The organism is Actinomadura scrupuli (assembly GCF_050971785.1).
Lineage (GTDB): Bacteria > Actinomycetota > Actinomycetes > Streptosporangiales > Streptosporangiaceae > Actinomadura_E > Actinomadura_E scrupuli.
Genome location: NZ_JBPCCU010000005.1, coordinates 460442 through 471775, shown reverse-complemented (window position 1 = coordinate 471775; position 11334 = coordinate 460442). Strand labels below are relative to the sequence as shown.

At 69.3% G+C, this 11334-nt stretch carries 7 protein-coding genes; all 7 read right to left on the bottom strand.

Annotated features, from left to right (window positions below):
* Positions 1 to 170: 170 nt before the first annotated feature.
* Positions 171 to 3173, bottom strand: a complete 3003-nt coding sequence (locus tag ACRYCC_RS24720) for a glycoside hydrolase family 3 C-terminal domain-containing protein (protein WP_433815781.1) — start codon at positions 3171 to 3173, stop codon at positions 171 to 173.
* Between the two features lie 113 nt (positions 3174 to 3286).
* The gene (locus ACRYCC_RS24715) at positions 3287 to 4300 is read right to left on the bottom strand and encodes a LacI family DNA-binding transcriptional regulator (RefSeq protein ID WP_433815780.1); all 1014 of its coding nucleotides are present in this window, start codon (positions 4298 to 4300) and stop codon (positions 3287 to 3289) included.
* Positions 4284 to 5687, bottom strand: a complete 1404-nt coding sequence (locus tag ACRYCC_RS24710; protein ID WP_433815778.1) for a GH1 family beta-glucosidase — start codon at positions 5685 to 5687, stop codon at positions 4284 to 4286. The genes ACRYCC_RS24715 and ACRYCC_RS24710 overlap by 17 nt, the downstream gene beginning before the upstream one ends.
* Positions 5684 to 8005: an alpha-xylosidase gene (gene yicI / locus ACRYCC_RS24705; protein ID WP_433815776.1), complete on the bottom strand. Its 2322-nt coding sequence runs from the start codon at positions 8003 to 8005 to the stop codon at positions 5684 to 5686. The genes ACRYCC_RS24710 and yicI overlap by 4 nt, the downstream gene beginning before the upstream one ends.
* A 13-nt stretch (positions 8006 to 8018) precedes the next feature.
* Positions 8019 to 8906: a carbohydrate ABC transporter permease gene (locus ACRYCC_RS24700; protein WP_433815774.1), complete on the bottom strand. Its 888-nt coding sequence runs from the start codon at positions 8904 to 8906 to the stop codon at positions 8019 to 8021.
* Between the two features lie 2 nt (positions 8907 to 8908).
* Entirely contained in the window at positions 8909 to 9931 is a 1023-nt protein-coding gene (locus tag ACRYCC_RS24695) for a carbohydrate ABC transporter permease (RefSeq protein ID WP_433815772.1), read from the bottom strand.
* An 82-nt stretch (positions 9932 to 10013) separates the two neighbouring features.
* Entirely contained in the window at positions 10014 to 11318 is a 1305-nt protein-coding gene (locus ACRYCC_RS24690) for an ABC transporter substrate-binding protein (protein WP_433815770.1), read from the bottom strand.
* Positions 11319 to 11334: the final 16 nt, after the last annotated feature.

Below are 11334 nucleotides of genomic sequence, written 5' to 3'. Positions count from 1 at the left end.
TCCCGCACCAGTCACCGTCCGTGCCCGTCAGCCCCCTGCAACCACCCACGCCCCACGCCGCCCACGGACCCTCCGTTCGCGGTCAGACGCCGTGGATCGCGGTGGGAGCCGGAGAGACGTGGGTGGCGCCCCGCCCCCAGGAGAGTCCTGGGGACGGGGCGCCTGTTCGGTTACTTCAGGGAGAAGGAGGCGAGCCGCAGGTCACCGGTGAACACGAGGTAGACGTCGTGCGTGCCGGAGGCGCCGCTGAGCTGTGCGGTCACGTCCTTCCAGGTGTACTTGTCGCCGGTGCTGGGCACCGCGACCGTGCCGGCCACGGGACCGGTCGGCGAGTCGAGCCGGATTTGGATCGACCCGTCGCCGGCACTCGCCTTCGCCACGCTCGCCGTGACGGACTGAGCCTGGAGCCGGGCGCCGGCGAACTTGATCCAGCCGCCGGTGGTCGCGCCGACCGCGTCACCGCTCACCTTGGTCTGGTCGACCAGGTCAATGCCCTGGTAGTCGTCGAAGTTCACCGCCGAGGTCTGCTTCGACAGGTCGCGGGCCGGGATGCGCTCCCCGCGGACCCGCAGCGAGGCCTTCCCCCGGATGTCTCCGGAAGAGGCTCCGACCATGACGCCGTAGTCGCTGGACTCCACCACGGAGGTGTTCCGGGTGACATCCCAGTGCGCCAGATCGGCGGCCCGCAGCGTCAGCTGGACGTTGCGGGTCTGGTCCGGGTTCAGGTGCACCCGCTGGAAGGTCCGCAGCTGCTTGACCGGCTGCTTGTCACGGGAGGTCTTCTGGTGGGTGTAGAGCTGGACCACCTCGTCACCGGCGAGCTTGCCGGTGTTGGTGACGTCGACGCTGACCGTCACGGTGCCGTCGGACGCCACCGAGCCCGAGCTGAGCTTGGGCCTGCCGTACTGGAACGTGGTGTACGACAGTCCGTGGCCGAAGGAGTAGAGCGGGGCGCCCTGGTAGTAGAGATAGGTCCGGTTCGACTTGATGATGTCGTAGTCGAGGATGCTGGGCAGTTCGCTGTCGGACCTGTACCACGTCTGGGTCAGCCGTCCGGACGGGTTGACGTCGCCGAACAGCACGTCGGCGATGGCGTGCCCGGTCTCCGCGCCCGCGTGGGTGGTCCACAGCAGAGCCGGCACGTTCGCCTGCTCCCAGTTGAGCGTGGTCGGGTAGCTGTTCTCCACCACCACCACGGTCTTCGGGTTGGCCTTGAGCACCGCCTTGACCAATGCCTCCTGGCCCTCGGCGAGGTTCATGTCCTTGCGGTCATGGTCCTCACGGCCGTTGATGAACGGCATGCTGCCGACCACCACGACCGCCGCGTCGGCACCGGTCACGGCCTTGACCGCACCGTCCACGCCACTGCTGACGAGGTCCTTGGAGAACGTCGAGGCGTCGTCCTTCGTGGTCAGCACCAGCGTGCCGTCGTCGCTCGCCTTGAGGTAGTTCTTGGTTCCGAACCAGGAGGCCTCGGTCTCGTATCCGGCATACCGGAAGAGATAGTCGCCGTCGGGCTGCTTCTCCAGCTTGAACTGCTGCTGGACGAACCAGCCGTTCGGCTGGTCCTGGTCGTTCTTGAAGTTGCTCCAGTTGTAGCCGACGTACTTACCGTTGGCGGCGCTGCGCAGGGTGAGCACACCGCTACCCCAGTCGAAGGCGTCGAACTGCTCGGTGGCGCCCGCGGTGGTCGCGCTCTCCTTGAGCACCGCGCCATCGCCGGCCCCGGCGGTGACGTACTTGCCGGTCTTCACGTCCTTGAGCGCGATCCGGTCGGCGCCCTCGCTGGAGGTGACGGTGCCGCCCGCGCCGAGCCGCTCCTTGATTCCCTGCTCAGGCGTGACCTTGTACGGGAGCGAACCGGAGTACCAGTCGGTGTAGAGGGTGTTGGAGAGCGGTCCCACCACCGCGACCTTCCTGTCCTTCGCCGCGTTGAGCGGGAGGGTCTGTCCCGAGTTCTTCAGCAGCACCGCCGCCTCGGCGGCCGTCCTGCGGGCCAGCTTCTGGTTGGCCGTGCTGTTGATGACCGACGGCTTGATCTTGGCGTACGGGCCGCCGTCGGGGTCGAGGTCGCCCAGCCGGAAACGGATGGACAGGATGTGCCGGACCGCGGTGTCCACGTCGGACACCTTGAGCAGCCCCTGCGACAGCGCCGCCTTGACGGCCGTGGCCGTCTTCGTGCCGTCGGTGTCGTCGACCGTGAAGCTGTCCAGCCCGGCCTTGATCACCGCGGCGTCCGCCTCGGCCTGGGTGGCGTAGTAGTGCTCCGAACCGGTGAGGTTGTTGGGTGCTCCGGCGTCGGTGACGTTGAGCAGGTCCTTGCCGGTCCAGGACCGCACGACACCGCCGAGGTCCGGGTTGACCGTGCTGGGCCGGCCGTTGACCAGGTTGTAGGAGGCCATGACGCCGGTGGCCGCGTCCGCCGAGATCGCCGGCTTGAACGCCGCGCGGTCGTACTCGTTCAGCACACGCGGGGGCAGCATGGACGAGCTGGTGTCGCGGGTGACCTCGTTGTTGTTGGCGAGGTAGTGCTTGAGGACCGGTGCGGCCTTGAGGTATTTCGGGTTGTCACCCTCGATGCCCTTGCCGTACGCGGTGGAGATCGTACCGGTCAGTGTCGGGTCCTCGGAGTAGCCCTCCTCGTTGCGTCCCCAGCGCGGGTCACGCAGCAGGTTCACCACGGGTGCCCACAGCTGGACACCCCAGACGGCGGGATTGACCGAGTTGTATCCGCGGGCCTCGTCACCCACGGCGGAGCCGACCTTCTTGATCAACGCCGGATCCCAGGTGCTCGCCAGGCCGACGGCCTGCGGGAACACCGTGCCCTGGGCGGTGACGACGGCACCCTTGTTGGCGATGTCGGTGGACCAGGCGACGCCGTGCAGGGCCTCAGTGCCGGTCTTGAACGCCGGGACGCCCAGGCGCGGGATGGCCGGCTCGTACTGGTGGAGCAGCGAGACCTTCTCGTCCAGGGTCAGCCGCCCGAGCAGGTCGTCGACCCGCTTGCCGAGCGGCAGATCGGGGTTCTGGAAGGGATAGGAGGCCTGGGCGTGCGCCGCCCCCGCCGGGGCGAGCGGGGCGATCAGGGCCAGCGCCACCAGGGGCACCAGCCTGCGGCGGCGCGATCTGCCGGGAGGTTCGGCGGGCTTGCTCATCGCGTGGCGGATCTTCACGATAATGATCTCCTCGAGTCGTCGAAGCGCTTCGATGACGCGGATGCGCCACCGTACTCCCCCGAGTCAGTGGGTGGGACGTACCGAGAAAATGGGACGTACCGGAAAGGAGGTCAGGCGCCCTCATGGCGCGGTGCGGTGCTGGCCCGGGAGGTCAGCCGGGGCGGCAGCAGGGTGGCGTCGGGCACGTCGGCGCCGTCGAGCTTGGTCATGAGCAGTTCGACCGCCCGCTCTCCCACCTCCGCGGCCGGTATGGCGATCGAGCTGACCGGGGTCGCCGGGCGCTCGGCGACCTCGTCCGGGCAGATGGCGACCACGGACAGGTCCTCCGGGACGCGCCGGCCGGCGGCCTGGAAGGCCGCCACCAGCGGTTCCACGATCGGCTCGTTGTGCACGACGACGGCGGTGAGGTCGGGATGCTCGCGCAGCAGCCGGGCCACCAGGGTGCGGGCGGCCTCGGCGGTCCCCTCACACGGATCCAGCGTGGCCGTCAGGCCGTGCCGGCGGGCGGCGGCGAAGAAGCCGTCGGCCACCCGCTGCGCGAAGCCGGTCTCCCGCTCGTAGACCTCGGGCGGCGAGCCGACCAGCCCGACGCAGCGGTGCCCGAGGCCCGCCAGATGATCGACGCAGAGCTCACCGGCGGCCCGGAAGTCCAGGTCGATGCAGGTGAGGCCGTCGGTGTCGGCGGGGAAGCCGATGAGCACCGAGGGCCGGTCCAGGGCGCGCAGCATGGGCAGCCGCTCGTCGTGCAGCTGCACGTCCATCACGATGACCGCGTCCACCAGGGCGCTGTCGGCGACCCGGCGGACCCCCTCGTCGCCCTCCTCCTGGGTGAGCAGCAGGACGTCGTGGTCATGGCGCCGGGCGGTGGTGACGACGGAGATGGCGATCTGCATGACGACGGGCACGCCGACGCCCGCGCGCAACGGCATGACCAGCGCGAGCACGTTGGAGCGGCTGCTGGCCAGCGCCCGCGCCCCGGCGTGCGGACGGTAGCCGAGCTCCTCGATGCTGTTCTCCACCCGGCGCCTGGTCTGGGCGGAGATCGAGCGCTTGCCGCTCAGCACGTACGAGACCGTGCTGGGTGAGACGCCGGCGTGCCGGGCGACATCAGCGATCTTGACCAATTGACCTCTCCTGGAGCCCGTTGGCGGAGATGACCTCGCGATACCAGTGCGCGCTGTCCTTCCAGGTGCGCCGCTGGGTCTCGTAGTCCACATGGATCACGCCGAAGCGCTTGGCGTAACCGTAGGACCATTCGAAGTTGTCCAGCAGCGACCAGGCGAAGTAGCCCCGGACGTCCACCCCGGCGTCGAGGGCGCGCTCGACCGCCCGCAGATGGTCGCGCAGGTAGCCGATCCGGCGATCGTCGCGGACCCGGCCGTCGGGGTCCACCCGGTCGTCGAAGGCGGCGCCGTTCTCGGTGATCATGAGTGGCAGGCCGGGGTGGTCCCGGTGCAGCCGGAGCAGCAGGTCGGTCAGGCCGGTGGCGTCGATGCTCCACCCCATCTCGGTGTACGGACCCGGCTGCCGGACGAACTCGATGTCCTCGCAGCCCACCCAGGGCGAGGCAGCCCCGGCGCGGTGCCCGTCCGCCATCGCCCGGGGGGAGGTCCCGTCCCAGGCGCGCACCAGGGTGGGGGTGTAGTAGTTGACGCCCAGCACGTCGAGAGGGACGGCGATGGCGGCCTCGTCGCCGTCGCGCACGAACGACCAGTCGGTGATGCCGGCGGTGTCGGCCAGCAGGTCGGCCGGGTAGGCGCCGTCCAGCATCGGGCCCAGGAACACCCGGTTGCCGATCGCGTCGATCCTGCGCACCGCGTCCGCGTCGGCCGGGGTCGCCCCCCGTACCTGGTGCAGGTTGAGGGTGACCGACAGCCGGGCGTCCGGCGAGACCACCGGGCGCAGCGCCCGCCCCGCCAGGCCGTGCGCCAGGTTGAGGTGGTGCGCTGCGGCCAGCGCCGCGGCGGGTTCGGTACGGCCCGGCGCGTGCACACCGGAGGCGTAGCCGAGATAGGCCGAGCACCACGGCTCGTTGAACGTCGTCCAGGTGTGCACCCGGTCGCCCAGCACCCGGCCGATCGCCTCGGCGTACTCCGCGAAGCGCAGCGCGGTGTCCCGGGCCGGCCAGCCGCCGGCGTCCTCCAGCTCCTGGGGCAGGTCCCAGTGGTAGAGGGTGGCGACCGGGTCGATCCCGCGCTCCAGCAGCCCGTCCACCAGCCGGGAGTAGAAGTCGGCCCCGGCCCGGTTGAGCCGGCCGCCGGCCAGCACCCGGGACCAGGAGATGGAGAACCGGTAGGCCGTCAGGCCCAGCTCGCCCATCGCCGCGACGTCGTCGGCCCATCGGTGGTAGTGGTCGGCGGCCACGTCGCCGGTGTCCCCGTCGAGCACCCGGCCCGGCGTACGGCTGAAGGTGTCCCAGATGGACGGCGTGCGGCCGTCCTCTCCGGCCGCGCCCTCGATCTGGTACGCGGCGGTGGCCGCGCCCCACACGAATCCCTCCGGAAAGCTCACGCGATCCCCCTCACCGTCAGCGTGTCCCCCGCGGCGTGCACCAGCAGGCCGTGCTCGTGCTCGGTCGCCGTAGCGCCCTCGACCGACTCCCAGGAGCGGACCCCCGCCAGCAGCACCCGCCAGTCCCGGGCCACCCCGGACGCCTCGACCGTGACGGCCGCGCCGTCGCGGGAGGTGACGAAGGTGGCGGCCACGTCGCCGGTGACCGCCGGGACCTCGGTGGTCACGCGGGCGCCGTCGGCGAGTTCGTACGCCCGGAGCGTGACCCCGTCGGCGTAGTCGTAGTCCGGGCGGTCCTCGACCGCGCCGACCGGGATCACCGAGCCCGGCCGGGCGAGCAGCGGCACGCTCATCACGTCGTGCCGCTCGCTCACCCAGCGCGGTCCCTCGATCCGCTCGCCGGTGCGGACGTGGGTCCAGGTGCCCTCGGGCACGTAGTAGGAGACCTTGCCGTCGGCCGAGAACACCGGCGCGACCAGCAGGTCGTCACCGAGCATGTACTGCCGCTCGAGGTGGGTGCAGGCGGGATCGCCGGGGAACTCCAGCACCATCGCGCGCATCATCGGCAGGCCCTCGGCGTGCGCCTGCCCGGCGGCCCCGGCGAGGTAGGGCATGAGGCGCAGCTTGAGCCGGGTGAAGTGGCGCAGCACCTCGACGGCCTCCTCGTCGAACAGCCACGGCACCCGGTACGAGCCGCTGCCGTGCAGCCGGCTGTGCGAGGACAGCAGGCCGAAGGCGATCCAGCGCTTGAACAGCTCGGGGTCCGGAGTGCCCTCGAACCCGCCGATGTCATGGCTCCAGTAGCCGAACCCGGACAGTCCCAGCGACAGCCCGCCGCGCAGGTTCTCCCCCATCGCCACGAACGTCGACTCGCAGTCCCCGCCCCAGTGCACCGGGAACTGCTGCCCCCCGGCCGTGGCCGAGCGGGCGAACAGGATCGCCTCGCCCTCCCCGCGCCGCTTGCGCAGCAGCTCGAAGACCGTCTCGTTGTAGAGGTAGGAGTAGTAGTTGTGCATCCGCTCCGGGTCGGAGCCGTCGAAGTACTCCACGTCGGTCGGGATGCGCTCGCCGAAGTCGCTCTTGAAGCAGTCGACGCCCATCTCCAGCAGCGCGTCCAGCTTTCCGGCGTACCACTCGCGCGCCTCCGGGTTGGTGAAGTCGACCACGGCCAGCCCTGGCTGCCACAGGTCCCACTGCCAGACGTCGCCGTTGGGCCGCTTGAGCAGGTACCCCCGGTCGCGGCCCTCGGCGAACAGCGGCGAGCGCTGCGCGATGTAGGGGTTGATCCAGACGCAGATCCGCAGGCCCTTGGCCTTCAGCCGTTCCAGCATGCCGCGCGGGTCGGGGAAGGTCCGGCGGTCCCACTCGAAGTCGCACCAGTTGAACTCGCGCATCCAGAAGGAGTCGAAGTGGAAGACGCTGAGCGGCAGGTCGCGCTCGGCCATCCCGTCGATGAAGCCGGTGACGGTCTCCTCGTCGTAGGAGGTGGTGAAGGACGTCGACAGCCACAGCCCGTAGGACCAGGCGGGCAGCCGGGCCGGGCGGCCGGTCAGCGCGGTGTACTTGCGCAGGATGTCCTTGGGGGTGGGGCCGTAGATGACGAAGTACTGCATCGTCTGGCCGGCGACGCTGAACTGCAGCCGGGACGCCGCCTCCGAGGCGACCTCGAACGACACGTGACCGGGATCGTTGACGAAGACCCCATAGCCCGCGTTGGTGAGCAGGAACGGCACGTTCTTGTAGGCCTGCTCGCTGGCGGTGCCGCCGTCGGCGTTCCAGATGTCGACGGTCTGCCCGTTCTTGACCAGCGGGCCGAAGCGCTCGCCGAGCCCGTACACGTAGTGGTCGACACCCAGGTCGAGCTGCTCGCGGACGTAGTGCCCGCCCTCGTCGGTGTCGATGACTGCGGCGGCCTTGAAGCCGCTGCCGGTCAGGGTGCGCCCGCCGGCGAGGAAGTCGAACCGCCAGCCCTCCCCGCGGTTCACCCGCACCGTCAGGTCGCCGGACGTGAGCGTGGCCTCGTCCTCGCCGACCGACACCCGGACGCCCGCGCCGCCGTCCTCCCGCACCGCGAAGTGGGGCCCGCGCGAGACCTGCCCGGCGAAGTGCGTGATCCTGACCCCGATGACGTCCGGCATGGGGGCGGAGTAGTCCAGGGTGATCAGCGGGCCTTTGAGCAGGTCGCCGCGGTGCCGGATGTGCTGTGCGGGGGCGTGCACGGTCAGCGCGCCGGGGCCCTCCGTGACCTCGAGTACCTCGGCCGGATACGAAGGGTGAACGCCTTCGCGCATCATCCAGTAGCCATCGGTGAACTTCATCGCGTGTGATTCCTTATTTGATGGCGCCGGCGGTGATGCCGCGCGACAGCGTGCGCTGGAAGATCAAGAAGAAGACGATGGCCGGGATGATGCCCAGCAGCGCCGAGGCGCTGGTCATCGTGGCGTCCATCATCTTCTCGCCCTGCAGGACGCCCAGCGAGACCGGAACCGTCTGGTTGTCGTTCGAGATCAGCATGATCATCGGCAGGAAGAACTCGTTCCAGGTCCAGATGAAGAAGAAGACGAACAGCACGGCCAGCGTCGGCCGGGTGACGGGCACCACGACCCGCCACAGCACCCGCCATCTCCCGGCCCCGTCGATCTCCGCGGCCTCGATGATCTCCCGGGGGAAGGTCGACAGGACCGAGGACAGCAGGTAGGTGCCGAAGGCGCTCTGGATGACGGTGAAGATGATGATCACGCTGAGCCGGGTGTCGTAGAGGTTCAGCTTCTTCGCCAGGAAGTACAGCGGGTAGACCAGCCCCTCCTGCGGCAGCGTGTTGCCCACCAGGAACAACACCATGATCCACAGCCGGCCCTTGATCCGCCCGATGCCCAGCGCGTAGGCGTTGAGGACCGACAGCAGGACCGCCAGTACGGCGACGGAGCCGCTGATCAGGATGCTGTTCCAGAGCTTGCCGCCGAAGTCGACGCGCTCCCAGAAGTCCTTGATGCCCTGTAGGTACAGACCCTTCGGCAGGCTCAGCGGGCCCTGCGCCGAGTACTCGGCCGGTGACTTCACCGCGTTCAGGGTGACGATGCCGAACGGCACCAGCATCACCACGGCCAGCACGGCCAGGGAGATCAGGACCACGTAGGTCGAGGGGTTGCGGCGCCGCCGGCGCCCGGGCGGCGTCCCGGCCGGCCGCTTGGCGGGCCTCTCGGCGGAAATCGTGGTCATGGTCAGCGCCCCTCGCTCTCGCCGCGGCTCTGTACCCACAGGAAGACCGCGGTGAGCACCAAGATGATCAGGGTCAGTACGGTGGCGATGGCCGCGCCATAGCCCACCTGGGTCTTCTCGAAGAAGTTCTGGAACGAGAAGTAGGAGGGAACGTTGGTGGCGCCGCCGGGACCGCCCCGGGTGAGCACGTAGATCGGGGCGAAGACCTTGAGCGCGGCGATGCTGGAGGTCAGCAGCACCACGTAGATCTCCGGCTTGATCTGCGGGATCGTGACGTGCCAGAACTTCGCCAGCCAGCCGGCGCCGTCCATCTCGGCCGCCTCCGACAGCGACGGATCGGCCCGCTGCAGCCCCGACATGAAGATCACGACCGGGTAGCCGAGCTGGAACCAGATCATCACGCCGCCCACGCTGTAGAGCGCGATGTCGGGGTCGCCCAGCCAGTCCTGGCCGAGCGACTTCAGCCCGACGTCGGTGAAGAAGCGGTTGAGCGCGCCGTTCTCGGGGCTGAGGATCCAGCTCCACACGATGCCGACGACCGCGATGGGCAGGATCTGCGGCAGGTAGATGCAGGCCCGGATGACGGCGGCGGTACGCGACCCGAACCGCTTGGCGATCAGGTCGAACAGCGCGTAGGCGAGGATCAGCCCGATCACGGTCGGGATGACCGCCATCGCGATGAGCAACACCACGTTGTGCTCGAACGACGACCAGAACATCTCGTCCGACAGCAGCTTCTGGTAGTTGCCCAGGCCCTTCCAGGTCGGCGAGCCGACCCCCTGCCAGTCGGTGAGGCTGATGCCGATGTTCATCAGCAGCGGGAGCCCGATGACGCCGGCGAACAGCAGCGTGCTGGGGATCAGGAACAGCGCGTACGACGTCCGGCCGGACCGGGGCCTGGGCCGGCCGGGGGCCGAGCCGGGCCGGCCGGGCGCCGATCTCGGCCGCAGGGCCGAGGAGCGCCGGGCCGGGGACCGCCGGGCGACCGGCGGCGAGGACGGCGTCACGCTCGCGGGACGGGACATGAGAGGGCCTTTCGCCGGCCCCCGCCGTGATCATGCAATCGATCGTCGATCGATTGCATGATCACGGCGGGGTGGGGAGGGGTCAATTGCCGGGGGCGCCGGCGTCATAGGCCTTCTGGAGGTCGTCGAGGACCTTCGCCGGCTCCGCGCTGCCGTTGATCAGCTTCTGCGTCTGCGACACCAGGACGTCGTAGAAGCCGGGCACCGGCCAGTCCGGGTAGTACGCGAGCGCGTTGGCACCGGAGACGGTGTTGAAGTTCTGGATCAGCAGCTTGGACTTCGCGTCGGTGATCGCGGCCGGGTCCGCCGCCACCGGCACCCCGCCGTTGTTGCCGAGCGTGTTCTGGATCGCCTTGCTCATCGTGATGTTGATGAAGTCCTCTGCCAGCGCCTTGTTCTTGGAACCGGAGGGGACCACCCAGATGTTGCCGCTGGAGCCGAGGGTCATGGAGCTCCCCGGCCACTGGAAGGTGTCCCAGGGGAACTTGACCTCCTTCTGGAAGCGGCCGTACCACCAGCTTCCGGAGAAGATCATCGGGTACTTGCGCTGCTCGAAGGCGACTCCCGCGTCCTCGGCCTTGAGGCTGGCCGAGGTCTTGCCGATGTAGCCCTTCTTGACCCAGTCGGCGAAGGTGGTCGCGGCGTAGGTCCACGCCGCGTCGTGGAAGTCGACCTTGCCGGTGTAGCGCTCGTAGGCGTCGACCCAGGGACGATCGGCCTTGCTCAGCGCGAGCTGGTAGAGGTACTGCTGCGCCGGGTACTCCGCGCCGGCGTTGGCCAGCGGGGTGATGCCCTTCTTGGCGAAGGCGTCCAGCGCCGCGGTGAACTCCTCGAAGGTGGTGGGCACCTTCACGCCGTTCTTGGCGAACAGGTCCTTGTTGTAATAGACCATCAGGAACTCGCCGTAGTTCGGGATGCCGTACCACTTGCCGGAGCCCATAACGCCCTTGGCGTCGTAGCGCCCGGTGGTCTGCAGGTCGGCGCCGAGCATCTTGTCCCAGCCGTACTTGGTGACGGCGGGCGTCAGGTCGGCGAGCAGGCCCTGCTTGGCCAACAGCCCGGCGGTCGCGTTGCCCTTGTTGTACTCCATGACGTCCGGGGCGTCCTTGGAGTTGAGGACCATCGCCGCCGTCTTCTGGATCTGCTCGAAGCCCTTCTCCTCGAACTTCACGGTGACGCCCGGATGGGTGTTCTGGAACTCCTTGATCGCCTGGTTCCAGGCGACGCCCATCGCGCTGTCGGCGCTCTCGTAGTGCCAGAGCTTGAGCACCTTGCCGCCCGAGCCCGAGCCGGAGCCGGAGTCCGACGAGCCACCGCACGCGGCCAGCATCATCGAGCCGGCGGCGACCGCCGCGACCAGCGCGGTGCCTCTTCTCACCTTGAACATTCGCGTTCCTCCAGGG

What these genes read in the sequence shown, in the direction of transcription:
- ACRYCC_RS24695 (WP_433815772.1), bottom strand. Translation starts at nt 9,931, where the DNA reads ATGTCCCGTCCCGCGAGCGTGACGCCGTCCTCGCCGCCGGTCGCCCGG.
- ACRYCC_RS24700 (WP_433815774.1), bottom strand. Translation starts at nt 8,906, where the DNA reads ATGACCACGATTTCCGCCGAGAGGCCCGCCAAGCGGCCGGCCGGGACG.
- ACRYCC_RS24690 (WP_433815770.1), bottom strand. Translation starts at nt 11,318, where the DNA reads ATGTTCAAGGTGAGAAGAGGCACCGCGCTGGTCGCGGCGGTCGCCGCC.
- yicI (WP_433815776.1), bottom strand. Translation starts at nt 8,005, where the DNA reads ATGAAGTTCACCGATGGCTACTGGATGATGCGCGAAGGCGTTCACCCT.